This is a genomic window from Enterovibrio coralii (assembly GCF_001559595.1).
GTDB classification, from domain to species: Bacteria; Pseudomonadota; Gammaproteobacteria; order Enterobacterales; family Vibrionaceae; genus Enterovibrio; species Enterovibrio coralii.
The window spans coordinates 55,057-76,955 of sequence record NZ_LNTY01000022.1 but is presented as its reverse complement, the minus strand read 5'-3'; the positions used below and the strand labels follow the sequence as shown (position 1 = coordinate 76,955).

The 21,899-nt window shown below is 49.9% G+C and carries 17 protein-coding genes and 3 pseudogenes; 10 read left to right on the top strand and 10 right to left on the bottom strand.

The features are described from left to right. The first annotated feature begins 136 nt into the window (after positions 1–136). Together pckA and ATN88_RS06950 are read left to right on the top strand one after the other, a co-directional pair. Positions 137–1,765, top strand: a complete 1,629-nt coding sequence (gene pckA, locus ATN88_RS06955) for a phosphoenolpyruvate carboxykinase (ATP) (protein WP_067413366.1) — start codon at positions 137–139, stop codon at positions 1,763–1,765. A gap of 213 nt (positions 1,766–1,978) precedes the next feature. Further along, positions 1,979–3,808: an AsmA family protein gene (locus tag ATN88_RS06950; RefSeq protein ID WP_067413361.1), complete on the top strand. Its 1,830-nt coding sequence runs from the start codon at positions 1,979–1,981 to the stop codon at positions 3,806–3,808. A gap of 82 nt (positions 3,809–3,890) precedes the next feature. Here ATN88_RS06950 and ATN88_RS06945 read toward each other — a convergent pair. From ATN88_RS06945 to ATN88_RS06935, 3 genes and pseudogenes are all read right to left on the bottom strand, one after another. After that, positions 3,891–4,834: pseudogene (locus ATN88_RS06945) on the bottom strand (bifunctional GNAT family N-acetyltransferase/hotdog fold thioesterase). Positions 4,835–4,886: 52 nt separating this feature from the next. Next, complete coding sequence (dtd, locus tag ATN88_RS06940) at positions 4,887–5,321, bottom strand: D-aminoacyl-tRNA deacylase (RefSeq protein WP_067413358.1); 435 nt, start codon at positions 5,319–5,321, stop codon at positions 4,887–4,889. A gap of 21 nt (positions 5,322–5,342) precedes the next feature. Further along, positions 5,343–6,236 carry a virulence factor BrkB family protein gene (locus ATN88_RS06935; RefSeq protein ID WP_067413355.1) on the bottom strand — a complete coding sequence of 298 codons (894 nt, stop codon included), beginning with the start codon at positions 6,234–6,236 and terminating at the stop codon, positions 5,343–5,345. A 95-nt stretch (positions 6,237–6,331) separates the two neighbouring features. On the opposite strand from ATN88_RS06935, the gene ATN88_RS06930 reads away from it, so the two are divergent. Continuing rightward, a complete protein-coding gene (locus ATN88_RS06930) occupies positions 6,332–6,967 on the top strand; it encodes a DUF2959 domain-containing protein (RefSeq protein ID WP_067413351.1) in 636 nt (211 codons plus the stop codon). A 131-nt stretch (positions 6,968–7,098) separates the two neighbouring features. Beyond that, positions 7,099–7,347 carry a GlsB/YeaQ/YmgE family stress response membrane protein gene (locus ATN88_RS06925; protein WP_067413348.1) on the top strand — a complete coding sequence of 83 codons (249 nt, stop codon included), beginning with the start codon at positions 7,099–7,101 and terminating at the stop codon, positions 7,345–7,347. Positions 7,348–7,410: 63 nt separating this feature from the next. Here ATN88_RS06925 and typA read toward each other — a convergent pair whose 3' ends face one another. Further along, on the bottom strand, positions 7,411–9,240 hold the full coding sequence (gene typA, locus ATN88_RS06920; protein WP_067413345.1) for a translational GTPase TypA: 1,830 nt from the start codon (positions 9,238–9,240) through the stop codon (positions 7,411–7,413). Between the two features lie 574 nt (positions 9,241–9,814). On the opposite strand from typA, the gene glnA reads away from it, so the two are divergent. From glnA to add, 5 genes and pseudogenes are all read left to right on the top strand, one after another. Next, positions 9,815–11,224, top strand: a complete 1,410-nt coding sequence (gene glnA / locus ATN88_RS06915; protein ID WP_067413342.1) for a glutamate--ammonia ligase — start codon at positions 9,815–9,817, stop codon at positions 11,222–11,224. 111 nt (positions 11,225–11,335) lie between these two features. Continuing rightward, on the top strand, positions 11,336–11,890 hold the full coding sequence (locus ATN88_RS06910) for a DUF4124 domain-containing protein (protein WP_067413339.1): 555 nt from the start codon (positions 11,336–11,338) through the stop codon (positions 11,888–11,890). A gap of 121 nt (positions 11,891–12,011) precedes the next feature. Further along, a complete protein-coding gene (gene glnL / locus ATN88_RS06905) occupies positions 12,012–13,058 on the top strand; it encodes a nitrogen regulation protein NR(II) (RefSeq protein ID WP_067413336.1) in 1,047 nt (348 codons plus the stop codon). 9 nt (positions 13,059–13,067) lie between these two features. Further along, the gene (gene glnG, locus ATN88_RS06900) at positions 13,068–14,477 is read left to right on the top strand and encodes a nitrogen regulation protein NR(I) (RefSeq protein ID WP_067413333.1); all 1,410 of its coding nucleotides are present in this window, start codon (positions 13,068–13,070) and stop codon (positions 14,475–14,477) included. 147 nt (positions 14,478–14,624) lie between these two features. Continuing rightward, a pseudogene (gene add, locus ATN88_RS06895) lies at positions 14,625–15,628 on the top strand (adenosine deaminase). Positions 15,629–15,934: 306 nt separating this feature from the next. Here add and hemN read toward each other — a convergent pair. From hemN to ATN88_RS06870, 5 genes and pseudogenes are all read right to left on the bottom strand, one after another. Next, positions 15,935–17,308, bottom strand: coding sequence for an oxygen-independent coproporphyrinogen III oxidase (hemN, locus tag ATN88_RS06890; RefSeq protein ID WP_067413329.1), 1,374 nt, complete (start codon positions 17,306–17,308; stop codon positions 15,935–15,937). 140 nt (positions 17,309–17,448) lie between these two features. Then, positions 17,449–17,946, bottom strand: a complete 498-nt coding sequence (locus ATN88_RS06885) for a DUF2489 domain-containing protein (RefSeq protein WP_067413326.1) — start codon at positions 17,944–17,946, stop codon at positions 17,449–17,451. Then, positions 17,947–18,492 carry a Der GTPase-activating protein YihI gene (yihI, locus tag ATN88_RS06880; protein WP_067413323.1) on the bottom strand — a complete coding sequence of 182 codons (546 nt, stop codon included), beginning with the start codon at positions 18,490–18,492 and terminating at the stop codon, positions 17,947–17,949. Then, positions 18,489–19,135 (bottom strand): annotated as a pseudogene (locus tag ATN88_RS06875) (class I SAM-dependent methyltransferase). The gene yihI and the pseudogene ATN88_RS06875 overlap by 4 nt, the downstream one beginning before the upstream one ends. 658 nt (positions 19,136–19,793) lie before the next feature. Continuing rightward, a complete protein-coding gene (locus tag ATN88_RS06870; protein ID WP_067413321.1) occupies positions 19,794–20,411 on the bottom strand; it encodes a c-type cytochrome in 618 nt (205 codons plus the stop codon). A 149-nt stretch (positions 20,412–20,560) separates the two neighbouring features. Between ATN88_RS06870 and yihA the strand changes: the two genes are divergently transcribed. Next, positions 20,561–21,223 (top strand): ribosome biogenesis GTP-binding protein YihA/YsxC, encoded by a 663-nt coding sequence (yihA, locus tag ATN88_RS06865; protein ID WP_067413318.1) that lies wholly within the window; start codon positions 20,561–20,563, stop codon positions 21,221–21,223. Positions 21,224–21,844: 621 nt separating this feature from the next. Here the strand turns inward: yihA and ATN88_RS29070 are convergent. Continuing rightward, positions 21,845–21,892, bottom strand: a complete 48-nt coding sequence (locus tag ATN88_RS29070) for a hypothetical protein (RefSeq protein ID WP_438356882.1) — start codon at positions 21,890–21,892, stop codon at positions 21,845–21,847. Positions 21,893–21,899: the final 7 nt, after the last annotated feature.

Sequence of the window (21,899 nt, the reverse complement as noted above, 5' to 3'; positions counted from 1 at the left end):
TAATAAGACACAACGGAAAAGAGAATTACATTCCCTTAATTTGTTTGTGGTTATTTTTTGAATTGAATCCCTGAATTGCCCAGTTCAGGTTGCTAGCATGGACGACAGTTAATTACATCTTACCCAAGGAGCACCTATGACTGTCATGAACGTCGAGAAAAAGGTTGCAAATAATATGGATTTGTCAAAGCACGGTCTTTTCAATGTAAAAGAGATTGTTCGTAACCCTACATATGAACAACTTTTTGTTGAAGAAACGAAACCAGAACTGGAAGGCTACGAAAGAGGGATTGTTACCGAGCTTGGTGCTGTCTCTGTAGACACTGGTATCTTTACTGGTCGCTCTCCTAAAGACAAATACATTGTGCGCGACGATACTACCCGCGACACCATGTGGTGGTCGGATCAAGGCAAGAACGATAATAAGCCAATTGACCAGCACGTATGGGATGATCTTAAAGCCCTCGTTACCGCTCAGCTGTCTGGCAAACGTCTGTTTGTGATTGACGGTTACTGTGGTGCAAACCCTGATACCCGCCTAAGCATCCGTGTTGTGACTGAAGTAGCGTGGCAAGCGCACTTCGTGAAAAACATGTTCATCCGCCCAACAGAAGAAGAGCTGGAAAGCTTTGAGCCTGATTTCGTGGTAATGAACGGTGCGAAATGCGTCAACGAGAAGTGGGAAGAGCACGGTCTGAACTCTGAAAACTTCACTGTCTTTAACCTGACTGAGCGCATGCAGCTGATCGGCGGTACCTGGTACGGCGGCGAAATGAAGAAAGGTATGTTCGCAATGATGAACTACTTCCTTCCGCTGAAAGACATTGCATCAATGCACTGTTCTGCAAACATGGGCAAAGAAGGCGACGTTGCAGTGTTCTTTGGCCTGTCTGGTACAGGTAAAACAACGCTGTCTACTGACCCTAAACGTGCACTGATCGGTGACGATGAGCACGGTTGGGATGACAACGGCGTCTTCAACTTCGAAGGCGGCTGTTACGCAAAAACCATCAAACTGTCTAAAGAAGCTGAGCCAGACATCTACAATGCAATCCGTCGTGATGCGCTGCTAGAAAACGTAACGGTTCGCAACGACGGTTCTATCGATTTCGATGACGGTTCGAAAACTGAAAACACCCGTGTTTCTTACCCTATCTACCACATCGAAAACATCGTTAAGCCTGTGTCTAAAGGCGGTCATGCGAACAAGGTTATCTTCCTGTCTGCTGACGCATTCGGTGTTCTGCCTCCAGTGTCTAAACTGACTCCAGAGCAAACTAAGTACCACTTCCTGTCTGGCTTCACCGCGAAACTGGCAGGTACTGAGCGTGGTATCACCGAACCAACACCAACCTTCTCAGCGTGTTTCGGTAATGCGTTCCTGACGCTGCACCCAACCAAGTATGCAGAAGTACTGGTTAAGCGTATGGAAGCAGTTGGCGCAGAAGCGTACCTGGTTAACACCGGTTGGAACGGCTCTGGAAAACGTATCTCTATCAAAGATACCCGCGCGATCATCGATGCGATTCTGGATGGCTCAATCGAAAAAGCTGAGACCAAACAAATCCCTGTGTTCAACCTGGAAGTTCCTACCAAACTGCCTGGCGTTGACCCAGAAATCCTTGACCCACGTGACACCTACGTTGACCCACTACAATGGGAAAGCAAAGCAGAAGATCTGGCTCAACGCTTCGTGAAGAACTTTGAGAAATACACAGACACTGCAGAAGGCCAAGCACTGGTTCAAGCTGGTCCACAACTGTAATCCCAGATTACACGGAAAAACACAAAAGCCCCCTTATGGGGGCTTTTCTTTATCTTGCTTCACGCGCTCTTTCTTTACTTCTTGAATAATGGTGTTTTTTACGCCAACCTCAAGTAAACACGGGGCTTCACGCCTTCTATACCGAACACTTACCTTGTTTGATGCTCCCTATTTTACGGTTTCAAGCACGGTATAAAGAGAGACTGACTCGCCATGCGATTGCTCGCCAAGTTGTTTGCATCCGTCATTATTGTTGTTGCGGTGGCCCTGCTTACGGTCGTTGCACTGCTGCATACGCAATATGGCCTGACGATGGCAAAACACGCCGTCAGCACTTTCTCTGACTATGAACTCACGGCCGATGAGCTTCGCTACGACATCACTAAGCCTTTCACCCTGACCTTTATTCAACCCGAACTGCTTAACAGTAAGGATGAAACGGGGGCTGACAGCTATCGCGCCAACTATGTGGCCGCGTCCTTTGCACCGCTTTCTTTTATTGGCAGCGAGCCCACGCTAAACAGTGTCGTGATCAAAGGTGCAACCTTTACAGACCAATGGCAACAATCTCTGCCTAAGGCACTCATCATCAAACACATGGCCCTTGATGATATTAGCTACGCAGGTAAAACCGTGGCCTTTAAAGAAGCCGCCATTCAATTGACCGACTGGCAGAACAGCGCGTCGCCATGGGGAGACTGGCAAGGGCAATTCCTGTTCTCGACGCCCATGGTGGAAGTCGACGGCCTGCCAATCAGCAACCTTTTGCTCGACAGCGAAAGAGACGATGACGCATGGGAAATCTGGGGCATTTCGTTTAACAGCCCTTGGGGCAACATCACGGGCAGCGCAACCTTGGCCGACTCGCGCCAATGGCTCTTCCACCAGCTGACATTAAGTGACGCGCAATTGGAGCACTCCGACGCGTTAACTCGCGTGGTTGAACAGTGGCAGGCGTTTACCAAAGACAACGAAATCACTTTCCGTCGTCTAGATTTGCTCGATATCAGTGCCTCGTTTGATACCGTCACCGTCGAGCACTTGAACGCATCGTTACAAGGCGTCACCTTGCGACAAGGGCAACCGCTGTTCTCCACCACGTCCGCACTTCTGTCATTTAATACCAGCTTGCTGCGTTATAACGATTGGGTGATGACCGACATGCTAGCCGAAGCGTCGCTGTCTGGTGCAGGTATTGAGGTTAACGCCTTTTCCACCAAATTTGATGAAGAGGGCTTTCTCTCTTTCGCGGGCACGCTGAGCCCTAGCGCGCTCGAACTCGATAACCTTATCGTGAGCGGTTTGAGCCTCAATGCCGAGGACCAGGTGTTTCAATCAAGCCTCGGCGCGCTTTCAGCACTCAAGGACATTTCACTGGATAACGTCACCATCAAACACACCAGTGTGGTGCACCTCGACCCTACATTCCCGCTCCAAGTGGTTGGTCTGAACCTTCGCGGCCAAAACCTCACAGTGAAAAAAGGGGGGGAATCTGGACTTTGGCACGGCAAACTGTCGGCCAGTGCTGCAAGTGCCAGCATCAACCGCATTCCTGTGTCATCACCTTACTTTTCAATGAAAAGCGACAACGGCAAGTGGCAACTCGACCCGCTATCGCTGTCCTTTATCCAAGGCCAGCTTTCCGCTAAAGCCGACATTGACCTTTCCAAGTCCAGTGCACCTTGGCATGTGACGGCAAGCGGACTCAGTATTCCAAATGATTTGTACCTGCGTTGGATAGGCTTGCCGCTAGGTATTAACGGCGAGCACGACATCGACGTGTCGCTATCGGGACTTGCGAGCGATGAAGACAGCTTTGCTTACAGCCTGAGTGGCGAATTGTCCGCCACACCACATCGCATGTGGATCAATGCCGACAAGGGGCAATCCCTGTCTCAAGGTGTTCTCAGCGTGATCAACCATCGGATGCGTGATGAAAGTGCCGAACCAAGGCCACTGGCAACCGGCGGGATCACACTGCTTGCCGATCGCGGCCGCATCACCTTGCACCGGTTGTCATCAAAGAAAACAACCAGAGCCTGAACTTATCGGGACGTTGGGATTTGGTGTCCGGCGAGGCGGACGTGCAGTTATCGAAGAAATAACGCGCTAAAGCAAAGCAGCCTTATCCGAACAGCAAGGTCTGAGTCTGACCGTCATCTTCATCGGATTGCGCTTCGGGCAACAAGACATAAGTGCCGACAAAGGTGCCCGCAACATCATCGCCGCTGTAGATGGTCACTTCCATCTTCACGCGCGCTTTTCGGCCACTCGCCAATCGGTCGAGATCCCCACTCAAGTTATCGAGTGAGACTGCGCGCGCGGACGCTCTGTCACTGGCTTACCATAACGAATATGGCTGTCCGCCAGCACAATACTCGCGGAGAGTTGACGCTCTTTCATCATCAGCCACACCATGCCCCAGCCCGCCAAGGTGGCCATGCTAAACACGCTGCCAGCAAACATGGTTTGGTGCGGATTAAGGTTGGCGTTGAGCAATGCAGCTACCTCAAAACGGTAACCCGTGAACTGAGAAATACGCACACCCATTTTGTCGCTGATGGGAATTTGTTGCTGCCAACGGTGTTGCAACTCTTGGCACCACTCTGGACGTCGAACCACGTCTGACATTGGGTCGAGCGGCTTGAGCATTTGTTGGTGACGGACAGGACCGCGCTCCTCGCTAAGATCGCCTTGGTTTACGAAACCATTTGAACTGTAAAACCCAATCGCATCCTCACGGGAGTTACACACCAAACGCTTTGCTCCTTCCTGACGAGCAAGGGATTCCAATGCCATCAAAATGAGGGCACCAAGGCCACGACCGCGGTATTGAGGCGCAACCGCCATATAGCGAATTTGTCCGTCGTTATCTGGGGTAAGGTAAAGGCGGCCAATCGCAATCGGCTCGCCTTTGGTGTCGATGATCATGCGGTGATGCGAGCCGACATCATAGGCATCACGCTCGGAGCCTTCGGGCTGTCGCCAAGGTTCACGCAGCATCTTCCACCGAAAGTGGTAGTACGCCTGAAGCTCGTTGTCTTTGGTTGGGGTAACCAATCGAAACATGCCGTTCCTCTCCCTGTGAACCCGTGTTACTCGATAAAGCGACGTGGTGAAATTAGACCTGAAGCCAGAAGGTCACTGGGCCATCATTGACCAAACTCACCTTCATGTCCGCCGCAAAAATGCCGTTTTCAGTACGAACACCGCTATCGCGACAGTATTGTGAGAAGACGTCGTAAAGACGCTCGGCTTCGGCTGGCGGCGCGCCATTAAAGCTTGGGCGCATGCCTTTTTTGGTGTCTGCGGCCAGCGTGAACTGAGAAACCACCAGCACGTCACCACCTGCTTGCTGAACGTTGAGGTTCATCTTGTCGTTCTCGTCACCGAAGATGCGGTAACCGAGAACCTTCTCGTGCAAGCGATGCGCTTTCTTGTCGTCATCGCCTTTCTCCACGCCCAACAGCACCAGCAACCCTTTGCCAATCGCACCAACTACTTTGCCATCAACCACTACATTGGCTTCGCTGACTCGCTGAATAAGCGCAATCATACCAGCTCCCTCTTTATCATCTTAATTATCAATAGACTGTGTATTTGGATCTTTTTCCGGCGAGTACCAAAGGCTTCGCTCACCCAAAGAGGCGGTGACTTCCGCCCCCAACAGGACAATACACCAACTGAGATAAACCCACACGAACAACAGCGGAATGACCGCCAATGCCCCGTAGATCAACTCATAGGACGGGAACTTCGCCACATAGATGGAAAAGCCCTTCTTACTGAACTCAAACAGCAAACTGGCGAACACAGCACCTGTCAGCGCGTGCCAGATCACCACCCGTCGGTTCGGTACTAAGGTGTACAAACCAAAGAACGCCAAGGTGGTTAAGGTAAATGGCAGCAAGCGCAAAAGCTGCGGTGCCCACATTTCACTGCCTTCCACGTTAAGCAGGTTCAAAGAGCCCAAGTAAGAGCTCACACCGATACTGGTGCCCACCATCACAGGCCCTAACGTCAGTACCATCCAGTAAATGGAAAACGAAATCACGGGCGCGCGCTTGTGCTTCACTCGCCAGATGTAGTTCAAACTGGCATCAATGGCTGAAATCAACATCAGTGCCACCACAAACAGAAAACCCACACCCACGGCAGTCATCTTGCCTGCGTTGGCAACAAACTCATTCAGGTATTGTTCCAGCACCTCACTCGATGCGGGAACAAAGTTATGTAGCACGAAAGATTTTATCTGCTCGCCGGCGTCAGCAAAGCTTGGGAAGATAGACAGTGCAGACAATACGACGGTGATCAAAGGAACCAACGATAACAAGGTCACATACGCCATGTGCCCTGCGCTGACCGTCAACCGATCGTGACTTACACGTAATACAAGGTGTCTTGCAAAAGCAAACAGGATATGTCCCATCCTGAGCAAAGAATGCTTGAGTCGTTCCACAGCTTCAACCATAGTTTTTTCTTAAGAAAGTAATCATATACCCAAACAATCTGAAGATGCATATTTCAGATAGCTTGCGTATTCACCCACAATTCAAGGAGTTTACCGTGCGTCTTCTCTCCTCGCTGTTTCTTATTTTCGCGCTCTCAGGGTGCCAGTCTGCCTACTATGCCACGATGGAAAAAGTCGGCATCCACAAACGCGACATCATGGCTGACCGCGTCGAAGCCGCCTCTGAGGCGCAGCAAGATGCCAGTGAGCAATTCACCAGTGCACTCGATGCGCTGACGGCATTGACCCACTTTGATGGCGGCGAGTTAGAAGCCATGTATAACACCATCAACGACCAGTATGAAGAAAGCGAAGCAGCAGTGGATAACGTCAAAGAGCGCATTAGCGCGGTCGAAGACGTTTCCGATGCCCTGTTCGATGAATGGCAAGAAGAGCTCTCGCTCTATTCCAGTGCCAAACTGCGCCGTGAAAGCGAGCGCAAACTCAAAGAAACCGAACGCAGCTACCACCAGATGTTGTCTGCCATGAAAAAAGCAGAAAGCAAAATGGAACCCGTACTGGACACACTACGCGATAACGCCCTGTATCTTAAACATAATTTGAATGCGGCGGCCATAGGTGCACTGAAAGGTGAATTTGCAGGATTGGAGCAAGAAATCAATCGAGCGATCAAAGACATGCAAGCGGCGATTGCAGAATCCGAGCGCTTCTTGGCGACATTGAAAAACTAAATTAGTGTTCGCTTATTCTCTAGGTTGAGACACAACATGTGAGACAAATTCCTTTAAGGTTTTGGCAGGCAAAGATATGCCTGCATTCAACAGAACGATTTCGTTCTGTCTCTCAACCTGGAGGAGAACACATGAGCATTATTTCCTGGATCATTCTTGGGCTTCTCGCCGGCATTCTGGCGAAGTGGATTATGCCTGGGAAAGACGGTGGCGGATTCATCATGACAACGCTACTGGGCATCGCAGGTGCCGTTGTCGGTGGCTGGGTCAGTACCTTGATTGGTATTGGCACGACAGGCGGATTAAGTATTGGCAGTATTGTCATGGCGACGGTAGGTGCACTTATTCTGCTGTTTATCTATAACAAAGTCGCGAAGTAGCAGATTTTACGCAAAAAAAAAGCCTCCCAACTGGGAGGCTTTCTTATGTCTTTAAACTGACGATTACTTCGCGCCGCGAGATGCGCGCTTACGGTCAGTTTCAGTCAGCAGTTTCTTACGAATACGGATGCTTTCTGGTGTTACTTCTACCAGTTCGTCGTCATCGATAAACTCAAGAGCTTGCTCAAGGGTGTATTTGATTGGCGTAGTCAGAACCTGCGCGTCATCAGTACCTGATGCACGTACGTTAGTCAGCTGCTTACCTTTCAGGGCGTTAACAGTCAGGTCGTTGTCACGGCTGTGGATACCGATAACCATACCTTCGTAAACTTCTACACCGTGACCGATGAACAGACGACCGCGCTCTTGCAGGTTGAACAGGGCGTTAGTCAGGGCTTTACCCGCTGCGTTTGCAATCAGTACGCCGTTGTTACGTTGACCGATGTTGCCACCTTTGTGCGGACCGTAGTGGTCGTAAGTGTGGTACATCAGACCTGAACCTGAAGTCAGGGTCATGAACTCAGTTTGGAAACCGATCAGGCCACGAGATGGCATGATGAAGTCCATACGCACACGACCTTTACCGTCTGGAGACATGTCAGTCAGCTCACCTTTACGCAGGCCGATTTTCTCCATGATGCCGCCCTGGTGCTCTTCTTGCACGTCGATGGTCACGGTCTCAAACGGTTCCATCAGCTGGCCATCTTCTTCTTTCAGAATTACTTCTGGACGAGATACAGCTAGCTCGAAACCTTCACGACGCATGTTTTCGATCAGGATAGACAGGTGCAGTTCACCACGACCAGATACACGGAATTTATCTGGGTCTTCAGTTTCTTCAACGCGCAGTGCAACGTTGTGTACCAGCTCTTTCTGCAGACGCTCAAGGATGTTACGTGAGGTCACGAACTTACCTTCTTTACCTGCGAAAGGAGAGGTGTTTACCTGGAACGTCATGGTTACAGTTGGTTCGTCAACTGACAGCGCTGGCAGTGCTTCAACCGCGTTTACGTCACAGATAGTGTCAGAGATTTTCAGCTCGCCAAGGCCAGTGATTGCGATGATGTCGCCTGCTGCTGCAGATGCAACGTCATGACGCTCAAGGCCCAGGTAACCCAGTACAGTACCGACTTTACCGTTACGGGTCTTACCGTCAGCACCTACGATGGTCACTTGTTGGTTAGGTTTTACAGAACCACGGGTCACACGGCCAACACCGATAACGCCAACGTAAGAGCTGTAGTCCAGCTGAGAGATCTGCATTTGCAGAGAGCCGTCAATATCAACTTCTGGTGCTGATACGTTATCAACGATAGCTTGGAACAGTGGTTCCATGTTTTCGCCAGTCTCGCCTTCTTCCAGGGTCGCCCAACCGTTCAGTGCTGATGCGTAAACCACTTGGAAGTCCAGCTGCTCGTCAGTTGCACCCAGGTTGTCGAACAGGTCAAACACCTGATCCATAACCCAGTCAGGACGCGCGCCAGGACGGTCGATTTTGTTGATAACAACGATTGGCTTCAGACCGTGTGCGAACGCTTTTTGCGTTACGAAACGGGTTTGTGGCATCGGGCCGTCAACCGCGTCAACGATCAGCAGAACTGAGTCAACCATCGACATGATACGCTCAACTTCACCACCGAAATCGGCGTGTCCTGGGGTATCTACGATGTTGATACGGTAGTCATTCCAGTTAATAGCGGTGTTCTTCGCCAGAATGGTAATGCCACGCTCTTTCTCGATGTCGTTCGAGTCCATGACGCGTTCTTCGTGCTCGCCACGCGTTTCCAGGGTGCCAGACTGCTGAAGCAGTTTGTCAACCAGGGTAGTTTTACCGTGGTCAACGTGCGCGATGATCGCGATGTTTCTCAGTTTATCTATCTGTAAGGTAGACATGGGTTCTCTTTCACTCAAAAAAGATGTGTCGTCAAAAGCCATCATCTATTAGTAGATGAGGCACTCACCGCCACTTGATTAAAAAAACGGCCGTAATTTAACAGATTTTTACTCAAAACCCACGAACTATGTGACCTATGATCGATTTATATTCGTTTCGCCTTAGCTATGACACACAAACTGGCAGGTGAAAAATGGTAGGACGCCGCCATTTTTCGCCCTGCGCGGGAGATTTATGCGCCACATGCAGGCAAAACATAGGACTCCGATCCAGATCACAGCTCAAGCAACCTTTCTCAAAACTCAGACAACAGTGATTGACAACGTTAAGCAACCGCTGCGAAATGGTTGCGATAAGGACGCAATCCTTCCTTGCACCAAGATAGTGCGGACGCGCACCAAAAGTGATCACATATTTGCACCTTTGTGGCACTAAATCGCCTAAACATAGGCAATTACGGGAATTTTAAACTTGGCACGGTTTTCGCTTTAGGGAGTTCAGACCATTTTTTGGTGGGGCGCACCTAAGCCAACTCGCCATTTTAGAGAACAATGACACCGGAGGTTTATTCACATGTCAGTAGAAAACGTACTCGCCTTAATCCAAGAGCACGAAGTTAAATTTGTTGACCTGCGCTTCACCGATACCAAAGGTAAAGAGCAGCACATCTCTATCCCTGCACACCAAGTAGACGCAGACTTCTTCGAAGACGGTAAGATGTTTGACGGTTCTTCTGTAGCGGGCTGGAAAGGCATTAACGAATCAGACATGGTTATGATGCCAGACGCATCTACCGCAGTGCTGGACCCATTCACTGAAGACAGCACACTGAACATCCGTTGTGACATCCTTGAGCCTGCGACTATGCAAGGCTACGACCGCGATCCACGTTCAATCGCAAAACGCGCTGAAGACTACATGCGCTCTACTGGTATCGCAGACACTGTTCTGGTAGGTCCAGAGCCAGAGTTCTTCTTGTTTGACGACGTGAAATTCCACACAGACATGTCAGGTTCTTTCTACAAGATCGATGACGTAGAAGCGAAATGGAACAGCGGTTCTTCTATCGAAGGCGGCAACAAAGGTCACCGTCCAGGCGTGAAAGGTGGTTACTTCCCAGTAGCACCAGTTGATTCATCACAAGACATCCGTTCAGCAATGTGTCTGGTAATGGAAGAGATGGGTCTGGTTGTTGAAGCACACCACCACGAAGTTGCTACTGCAGGTCAGAACGAAATCGCAACGCGTTTCAACACCCTGACCTCAAAAGCGGACGAAATCCAAATCTACAAGTACGTTGTTCATAACGTTGCTCACGCATTCGGTAAAACAGCGACTTTCATGCCTAAACCACTGGTTGGCGACAACGGTTCTGGTATGCACGTTCACCAATCTCTGGCAAAAGACGGTCAAAACCTGTTTGCTGGCGACAAGTACGGCGGTCTGTCTGAAACAGCTCTGTACTACATCGGTGGTATCATCAAACACGCACGTGCAATCAACGCATTTGCGAACCCATCAACCAACTCATACAAGCGTCTGGTTCCTGGCTTCGAAGCACCAGTTATGCTGGCATACTCTGCACGTAACCGTTCAGCTTCTATCCGTATCCCAGTGGTACCAAGCCCGAAAGCGCGCCGTATCGAAGCTCGCTTCCCAGATCCAGCAGCAAACCCATACCTGGCGTTTGCATCACTGCTGATGGCTGGTCTTGACGGTATTAAGAACAAGATCCACCCTGGCGATGCAATGGACAAAGACCTGTACGACCTGCCAGCAGAAGAAGCAGCAGAAATCCCAACAGTAGCTGAGTCTCTGCAGCAAGCTCTGCAAGCACTGAGCGACGACCGTGAGTTCCTGACTGCAGGTGGCGTATTCTCTGATGATTTCATCGATTCTTACATCGCTCTGAAATCTCAAGACGTAGAGAAAGTGAACATGACGACTCACCCACTGGAATTCGAACTGTACTACTCAGTGTAATTCCTGCCGGGTTGCTCGGAAATCAAAGGGCTCGCTCACAAGCGAGCCCTTTTTCTATTGTGGTTCAGGTGTTTAGGCGCAGAATATCTTTTTTTACTCAAGGATAAACACATGCGCATCGTCGGTGCTTTGCTTCTTTGTTGTGCAATATCAGCCCCTTCAGTCGCGGGCTCATACTACCGCTGGGTCGATGAAAATGGTGTAGTGCACTTTAGTGACTCTCCCCCTGAGGTCAGCCTTGAACTGGAAATCGAACTCAAAGACATTCCGCTGTCCACCAGCCCGCAAGTTGTAGCGCCGCCTTCACCAGATGCGCCCCCTGTTCCGCCAGAGCCTGAGGCTCCATCCGCCACGGATGTATTGCTGCTTTCCCCGCTTGATGAAGAAACCATTCGCAACAACGAGGGAAACATCTCTCTTTCACTGACCACTGACCTGCCTTTGGGCAAAGGCCAAAGCGTACGTGCCGTGATTGATGGCAAAGCCCAGAAGGCTCAACAAGGTTTATCCATAGAATTGAACAATGTGGATCGCGGCGAACACGCAATCAAGGTGCAACTTCTGCAAGATGGCAAGGTAATTGCAACATCGAAGTCAGTCACCGTGTTTTTGCACCGAAATATTCATCGCAAAACACCGCCAAAGGCAACACCTAAGCCGTTGTAATCCTTCCGACTCTATCCTTTGTCGGGCTTGTTGCAAAAAGCGGACCTAATACGCTGCACAAACACGGACTATCGGGTAAACTTGATTGCACCAACATGGTGCAGCCAATTAGGAAGGTTTTGTGGCCACGCTTATTGAATCAGTCATGGACAATTTGATCACGGCAGTCGTCGTTCTCGACGAGAACTTTGTCGTGACCTACGCTAACCCCGCGGCAGAACAATTGTTCTGCCTCAGTGCCCGTCGCCTTCGCGAACAGCCTCTTTCCGATGTGATTCAGCATTGTTCGATTGATTTAGCGCAGGTGCAAGAAACCCTTGCCACTGGTCAAGGACTAACTGACAGCGATGTCACTCTGGTCATCGATGGCAACCAGCGCAAAGTAGAACTCAGTGCCAGTCCACTGCAATGGGAGCGCAGCAGTTCGATGCTGGTTGAACTTAAAGCCATTGGTCACCAGCAACAGATCAGCAAAGAGCTGCAACAGCAAGCTCAGCAACAAGCGGCGAAAGAGTTGGTGCGCGGCCTTGCCCACGAAATCAAAAACCCGCTGGGCGGTCTTCGCGGCGCAGCACAGCTGCTAGAAAAAATGCTGCCTGACCCAAGCCTCAGTGAATACACCCGCATTATCATTGAGCAAGCCGACCGCTTGAGAAACTTGGTGGATCGTCTCTTGGGCCCTCAACGTCCGGGGCACCGCCAACAAGAAAACATCCACGTTGTGCTGGAAAAAGTGCGTCAGTTGGTCGAACTCAGTGCAGGCGAGATCACGATTCACCGTGACTACGACCCGAGCTTGCCGGATTTGGAAATGGATCCCGATCAGCTTGAGCAAGCCTTGCTGAATGTCGTCAGCAACGCGGCCGAAATTCTTCAAGACACGCCACAAGGCGAAATCACATTGCGCACACGCACCGAACATCAGGTGGTGATAAACGGCAAGCGACATCGCTTAGCTGCGCGCATCGATATCACGGACAACGGTCCGGGTATCAGTCCTGACATTCAGGACACCTTGTTTTATCCCATGGTATCTGGTCGCCCGGGCGGCACAGGGCTTGGCTTATCCATCACTCGAAACCTTGTCGATCAGCACAAAGGAAAAATTCTCGTGAATAGCTGGCCTGGGCAAACCACTTTTACCATCTTGCTACCGATCAAACGTTAAGGGGAAATCATGAGCAAAGGACTTATTTGGGTTGTTGACGATGACAGCTCCATCCGCTGGGTTTTAGAGCGCACTCTAAATGCGGCTGGAATGGCATGTGAGACCTTTGCCGATGCAGACAGTGTGTTAGAAGGACTCAACCGCGAAGTGCCCGATGTGCTGGTCTCAGACATTCGTATGCCGGGCACAGACGGCTTCACCCTTTTAAACCGCCTGCAGGATGAATACCCAACACTGCCCGTTATCATCATGACCGCTCACTCTGACTTGGATGCGGCGGTCAGCGCGTACCAAAAAGGTGCATTCGAATACCTGCCAAAACCCTTTGATATCGACGAAGCGGTCGCACTGGTCGAACGCGCTGTCTCACACAGCCAAGAGCAAAAACGTCAGCGCGCACCGAAAGAGTCCAAAGAAGCCGTACCGGAAATCATTGGTGAAGCCCCGTCGATGCAAGAAGTGTTTCGTGCTATCGGCCGTTTGTCTCGCTCGTCGATTTCGGTGCTGATCAACGGCGAGTCCGGTACTGGTAAAGAGCTGGTCGCGCACGCGCTGCACCGCCACAGTCCGCGCTCAAGCAACGCCTTCATTGCCTTGAACATGGCGGCTATACCTAAAGATTTGATTGAGTCCGAGCTGTTTGGTCACGAGAAAGGTGCCTTCACCGGTGCAAATAGCGTGCGTCAGGGACGCTTTGAACAAGCCAATGGCGGCACCTTGTTCCTCGATGAAATCGGCGACATGCCGCTCGATATTCAAACCCGCTTGTTGCGCGTGTTGGCCGACGGCCAGTTTTACCGTGTCGGCGGTCATCAGGCTATCAAAGTGGATGTGCGCATCATCGCAGCAACCCACCAAAACCTTGAAAAGCTGGTTGCCGACGGTACCTTCCGTGAAGACTTGTTCCACCGTCTAAACGTCATTCGTGTGCACCTGCCGCCCCTGCGTGAGCGTCGTCAGGACATTGGCCAGTTGGCCAAGCATTTCCTCAAACGTGCCTCAGATGAGCTGGATATTGAAGTGAAGTCTCTGCATCCAGCGACGTTGGAGTTAATTTCGTCCCTGCCTTGGCCGGGCAATGTGCGCCAGCTTGAGAATATCTGTCGTTGGCTCACGGTGATGGCGAGCGGTAAAGAAATTCTGCCGGAAGATTTACCCCCAGAGCTGATGCAGCCTGAAGCCGGTGGCAACATGAACGGTGAAGGCGACAGTTGGCAGATGGCGTTATCGAAATGGGCGAAAAGCTCTCTGGTTAACGGTGATGAAAATCTGCTGCGTGAAGCCCTGCCCGAATTTGAACGTATCTTGCTGCGAGAGGCGTTAAGCCACACACGTGGCCACAAACAGGAAGCTGCAAAGCTGCTTGGCTGGGGCCGAAACACGCTCACGCGTAAGCTGAAAGAGCTTCAAATGCCCTAACCCCATTGCGAGTTAGCGCAAAATATCAACACAAACAGTAAACAAGTTAACCAATTCCGCCCTTTTGGGCGGATTGTCCCTGAAGCTGTACTGACGATCTTGTTCATAGCCCTTATAATTGCGAAAAGTAAATATAAGGATAATTTTATGATCGCTACCCACCTTCCGTTGACGGATCTGCACCGTCATCTTGATGGCAATATTCGCATTAGCACCATTCTGGAACTGGGACAGAAGTTTGGTATGGCACTGCCTGCCGATACCATTGAAGCACTTCGTCCACACGTTCAAGTGATGTCTAACGAGCCGGATCTGGTTGGCTTCCTGTCCAAACTGGATTGGGGTGTGGCTGTATTGGGCGATCTGGATGCGGTACGTCGTGTGGCTTACGAGAACGTGGAAGACGCACTCAATGCACGTATCGATTACGCCGAGCTGCGTTTCTCACCATACTACATGGCGATGAAGCACAAGCTGCCAGTCCAAGGTGTGGTGGAAGCCATTGTCGACGGCGTTGCTGCAGGCAGCCGTAACTTCGGCGTGAAAACCAACCTTATCGGTATCATGAGCCGTACCTTCGGCGTTGACGCCTGCATGCAAGAGCTCGACGCACTGCTGGCACTGAAACAGCATCTGGTCGCTATCGACTTAGCCGGTGATGAGCTGGGTCAGCCGGGTCATCAGTTCAACGACCACTTTGCCAAAGTGCGTGCCGCGAATCTGAACGTCACGGTTCATGCGGGTGAAGCCGCGGGTGCAGAAAGCATGTGGCAAGCCATCAACGAACTGGGTGCAACGCGTATCGGTCACGGCGTGAAAGCCATTGAAGACCTAGCACTGATGGATTACTTGGCAAAGCACCGTATCGGTATTGAATCTTGCCTGACGTCGAACGTGCAAACCAGCACAGTCGCGTCACTGGAAAGTCACCCTGTGAAGCAGTTCCTCGACCACGGTATCCTGGCAACCCTGAACACTGACGATCCAGCGGTATCAGGTATTGAGCTGCCTCACGAGTACGAAGTGGCAGCACTGGGCGCAGCCTAACGGCAGCACAAATCACTCAGCTTCAAGAAAACGGACTGGACATCGCATTCTTGTCTGACAGTGAAAAAGCGGAGTTGAGAGCGAAAGCACAAGCGCGCGGTTAAGCGTCTCCCAGCCTAAAAATTTATTTGAAAGCACCGGCAAAGGCCGGTGTTTTTTTGTGCAAAACTCACGTACAATGCCGCCGCTTCAATCAACTAACAACGCCGGATGAGACGTCCTATGTTCGACGCAATGCTGACTGTGAATGAAATTGTTGCTGCGGGTCCAGGTCAACTGGCAGCGGCAGCACTTGCTGTGGTACTGGCTGTGTTCAGTATTGGTAGTGGTGTATAAGCGATAACTCGCGCATCACTTGCCACAAAAAAAGCCGCTAATGCGGCTTTTTTGCTATCTCTGGAACTGAAAAATCAGATCACACGAGAGAATTGCTGCTGACGAGCACGGTCACGTAAGTAGGTGTCAAAGCACATGCAGATGTTGCGGATCAGCAAGCGGCCTTTCAACGTCACCTCGATAGTATCTGCCGTGACAGTCACCAACTCATCGTCGATAAAGCACTTCAGCAAATCCAAGTCTTCGGCAAAGTAGCTGTCAAAGCTCACATCAAATTCGCGCTCAATCGCACGCTTGTCGAGTGAGAAATTACAGATCAGCGATTTGATCACTTCACGGCGCAGCAAGTCATCACCGTCCAACATCACGCCTTTCCACAACGCATGACGCTGCTCGTCCACCTGCTGGTAGTACTTTTTCAGCTCTTTTTGGTTCTGTGCATAGCAATCACCAATCATGGAAATCGCCGACACGCCCATACCCAATAGGTCACAGTCGCCTTGCGTGGTGTAGCCTTGGAAGTTGCGGTGAAGGATGCCTTCACGCTGTGCAACGGCCAGTTCATCATCCGGCAGTGCAAAGTGGTCCATGCCGATAAACTGGTAGCCTGCATCTGTGAGCGTGGTGATGGTTTGCTCCAGCATCGCCAATTTTTCACGCGGTGACGGCAAGGTGTCTTCTTTTATCTTACGCTGCGCAGCAAACAGTTGTGGCAAGTGTGCGTAGTTAAACACGGACAAACGTCCCGGCTTCATCGCCAGCACTTGCTCGAGTGTTTTCGCGAACGTCTCACCATTTTGGTGCGGCAGGCCGTAAATCAAATCCAGATTCGTCGAACGGAAGCCAAGTTCTTTTGCACGCTCTACCATGGCTTTGATGAAACCTTCATCTTGCTCACGGTTAACCGCTTTTTGAACGGCCTTGTCGAAATCCTGCACACCGATGCTCAGACGGTTAAACCCTTCTGCACGCAGGTGGTCGAGGACATCCAGCTCGATTTCACGCGGGTCAACTTCGATGCTGATTTCGGCGTCCGCTGACAAACGGAACTCTTGACGAAGCAAGGTCATCAAGCGAGAGATTTGCGCTTTGGTCAGGAAGGTTGGCGTACCGCCGCCCCAGTGCAGCTGAGTCACGTTGCGCTCACGCAGCAAGTAAGCGCGTTGACGAATTTCGTGCTCCAGTGCATCCAGATATTCATCCGCTTTGTGCGCATGACGGGTCACGACCTTGTTACAGCCGCAGTAGTAGCAAAGGGTATGGCAAAATGGGATGTGTACGTAGAGCGACAAGTTGCGCTCAGGATACTGGGTACACGCCATATCAAATTCCGCCGCCGTGAACACTTCGTGGAATTCCAGTGCGGTCGGATAGGACGTATAACGAGGCCCTGAGTAGTTGTACTTCTCAATCAGTGCCTGGTCCCAAATGATTTGCTGCTTAGACATCTATGTTCCCGCCAAAATAAACAACCGGAGAGGTAATGCACCAGAGCTAATTTGCTCAGGCGTATTTTTACACACTCTCCGGTCGCGGATGAATCTTTCTCGAGCTCAGCCCGATAAATCTGTTGAGCTGATCGTAGTGATCAACTTGCCAGGGTGCTCACTGGGGTCATTTTGGCACCGGTAAATGCCAAAATCTCTTCCAGTTCGGTATGAATGGCTTGCTGGAGTCGAGACTCTGCCTTCATGCGGTTCATGTCATGACGCATACGCTCCTTTTTAGGGATCGTTTTGCGTGCATCACCGCGCGGCATGTCTTTCACCACGTCGTACAATTCATACAGTGCCGGAAAACGCGCAGGATAATCGACGCGTTTCTCTCCTTGTAGGTGGTCCATGATCATGTAAAGGCGAATAGCCGCTTCCGACAAATCACACTGCTCTTGCAATGTTGCCAATGCAATCACATCTACACTTTCAATGATTTTCAAGTTGCGCTGTTTGATCGCGTCATTCATTGCGGTTTCTTGTGCTTTGGTTTGTTGACGCAATTTCGCCAACAGCCAGCCTGCATAAGTTGCCAGTCCAAGAATGATTGCGCCACCAAGGGCAACGACACCTAAAGGAAGAGTCTCCAACACTTACTCCTGATCAAATTTGAAGTTTTCAAACTCAGCCAGCAAATCGTCATCGCCACGGCGTTTCGATTGCTTCGGCTTTTCTTCTACTTCTGGCTCTTCTTCGTCGAAGATGCCTAGCTGCTTCATCAATGCTTCGATGCGATCCAGTTTCTCATCCACGTAAGACTGTAGACCAGCACCCAGCTTCTCACCGTTTTCAATACGGTCGAGCAGCACATTTAGTTGTGCATCATTTTCCAGCATCTCCAGCTCTTGCTCAGCACTCAGTTTGCGTGCTTTCTTCGCAGCGGCAGATTTTGGATGCGGCTTCGCTTCAACAACCAATTGAATTGGCTTTTTGCTGCCAAGACGCGGGTCGCGTTGTTGCTGCGCAATACGTATTTGCTCTTCTTTACCACCAGAGTGGCGAGAGCCAGCTTTCAGGCCTTTGCGCTTGTTTTTGCGCTTACGAGCCAGAGCAGCAACATCATCGCGGCTCAGTGACTTTTCGTTGTATTGTGCTGGCCCTTCAGAGCCAACTTTGCGGCCTTTTTTCTTGCGGGTCATTCGTTTCTCTTCCTCAGTAATATTACGTCGTTACCAACAAAGTCCACGTCAAGACCATCACGGTCTGCTAAGAAGCTAAACGTTTCGCGACTGAAGAAGCTCACGTGGGTTGGGTCGTTTTTGTAATGCCAGCTTTTGAAAGCATCAGCATCGATCACAAGTTTGGTCATAAAAGCCAACCAGCCTCCGGGCTTAACCAAACTCAGCAACAGTCTCCATTCCTTGTGAGGTGTGTAAAAGTGTTCAATTGCTTCGGTGCAGGTGACAAAGTCATATGTCTTCTCCAATGCAGTCGCATTGGGCGCGAAATAGGGATCATAGATTGTCATGTCATGGCTGGCTTCTGTCAGCATTGCTGCCAATGCTGGGCCAGGGCCACACCCAAAGTCTAATCCTTGAAAGGTTCCCTCACCGAGCCGTTGCATCAAAGGTGAAGCAAGGCGATTCAGGAAAGCGCGGTAGCTTCATCTTCAACAAAATTTTCATGCTGATCGTATACGGCTTTTTCTTCTTCCGGCGGCAGCAGGCAGTCTGGGTCTGCAAAGACCAGATAACAATCCTGACAACGAAAGTAGCGACGGCGTCTATCCTGCTCGAAATCAGCAACATCCGCTGATCTACATAGAGGGCATTCAAGTGACATGGGGATTTCTACACCAAATTGAATGGCGGAAATGTAGCAGAAAGTTGAATAAGAAAAAAGCGACAGGCAAAGCCTGTCGCTCTATAGCGTTCCTAAGAACGGTATTTACCGTTTTCATCCCTAACAGCAACACCACATCCCGGTGAACAATTTTCCGTTTGCAATAAGGCATCCTGCCATTTTTATTTGAGTTATCTACTCACAAACACCCTGTTTTCGTCACCATCCTGGTGTGTGTCCTTTCCTTCGTCCTGAAGGTGTCCTGTCGTGTGATCCCTTCACACGTTAGTCATCCAGACTGCAATCAACCCTGATCACTGAGCGTTCCACGCCAAATTCCGTTTGAATCCTTACCGCTGCCCTGCGATATCGTCCTGATTGTCCTTTTCCCTGTCGAGCTCCCTGTCGACATAGATAAGTTTACGTATCTCTGAGATGTAAAACAGGCGATGCATCACAATTCAGACATAGCGATAAAGCATGTCTTGTTTATCTCTATGAAAGATAGAACAAAAAAATAAAAAACGGCAAATTTTCAGGCAACTTTCTAGGCTTCGAATGGCGGATCGCTTACAAACACCATGGAAAAATAGGCAATAAAAACAAAAAAAGGCAGCTAAGCTGCCTTTTTCTTCACTGTGTCTGTAAAGCGAAACGCTTAGTGCAGACCACCCACATATTGCGAAATCGCTTCGATTTCTTTGTCAGTGAGCTTGGCCGCAACGATTTGCATCATGCCGTTGAGGTCGTTGTTACGCACGCCATCACGGAACATGACCAACTGCGCCTGAACGTATTCAGCATGCTGACCAGAGATTTTCGGGAAGCCTGACAGTGCAGTACCGTTACCACGCGGACCATGACAAGCGATACATGCTGCGATGCCGCGCTCTTTGTCACCGGCGAGGTAAAGCTCTTCACCCACTTCGATAGCCGATTCAGGTGTGGTGCCAGGTTTGGCAGTTTGTGATGCATAGAATGCTGCAAGGTCTGCCATGTCTTGCTCAGACAGCGGTGCAACCATGCCTGCCATCACAGCATTGTAACGGCCTTGTTCGCCGCCAGTTTGCATACCGAGCTTGAATTCTTTTAACTGCTTAAACAGATATTTTTCGTGTTGGCCAGCCAACACAGGATTTGCAGGGATAAGACTGTTGCCGTCAGCACTGTGGCATGCGGCGCAAGTGGCTGATTTTGCTTTACCTGCTTCTGCATCTCCCTGCGCATGGGCGGTAAAACTCGCAAGTAAGGTGAGTAGTAGCGCTAATTTCTTCATGACATTCCGTTTATAATTATCAAGCTTCCAATACCACGGTGCTCACGTCTTCGTGATACAATCGTTGAGCAAAAACCGAGCACGTTCATTTTACACAATTTCACATAAAAGTAATCAGTCGACTACATAAAGTCGAGACGGAGTTAACAGTGAATCCTTCACTCAACTATCGCAAGACCCACTTTATCACCAGTGCACCCGACATCCGTGCGCTGCCAGCTGACACAGGCATTGAAGTTGCCTTTGCGGGTCGCTCTAACGCAGGTAAGTCTAGTTCTATCAATAGATTGTGTGACAATAAAAGTCTAGTTAAAACCAGTAAAACGCCGGGTCGCACACAATTGATCAACCTGTTTAAAGTGGATGAGGGATGCCACATTGTTGACCTTCCAGGCTATGGCTTTGCGCAAGTTCCTCTGGAAATGAAGAAAAAATGGCAAAAGTCACTGGGTGAATACCTGCAAAAACGCCAACAGCTAAAAGGCTTGGTGGTATTGATGGACATTCGTCACCCACTGAAAGAATTGGATCAGGACCTGATTTTCTGGGCCGTAGACAGTAATTTGCCTGTTCTGGCTCTGCTGACCAAATGTGACAAGCTGAAAAGCGGTGCACGCAAAGCGGAGTTGACCAAAGTGCGTGAAGCAGCGAAAGACTTTGGTGGTGATGTGGAAGTTGAATTGTATTCATCACTGAAAGGCATTGGCGTCGACAAACTGCGTAAGAAGCTAGATGGTTGGTACTTCCCAACGTATGAAGGCATGGTTGAAGACGTAGAAGCAGGCGACGACAACGCGGAAGCTGGAGCATAAATCGCCCCTTTCACGGACGATAGCTTTCGAAATAAAAACCCCACCTCATGGGTGGGGTAACGGGAGAGAAATAGGAGGTTTGTTTTAGTCGTTATACACTGAGTGTCAGTGATATTTCCCAACCCTGCAAGTTTGAGCCAACCAAACACCGCGTATCTTTCCCTCATCGCTCAACTCCCCTTTCAAACACCGCCATTAAGCGACTGATAAAAATCATGTTTTAACATTTTGCTTAAACTTATTTTTTAATGATAAATATCAAGTTTGCTACATGTTGTTTCATGACAAATGAGCTGGAAGTGAGTTACAGAATAAGATGAGCAAAAAAAAACCGATTTGAACATTCAAATCGGCTAGAAATAACGTGTGGTCGCCTGTCAAAAGTCAGTAACAAGCCACCGAATCACATCAAGAACAAGAAGCAGTGGTCATTATAACGTCACTGCGCCCAATTTAAAGTAATTACTCTAATAAAAGGTAACAAAATACGACCACAATAAAGAGTTACTTTATATATCATTGTATTTAAAGGATTTAATTGGAGTTAAACGAAAGGACGCGAAGTGGAATTTGACACATAAAAAATGCCCCGGTCGACATTCGTCAACCGGGGCTGCTGAATCAGCTAAATCCAATAACGTGAAACAAAAGGTCTGAAAGATAGAACATCTTACCT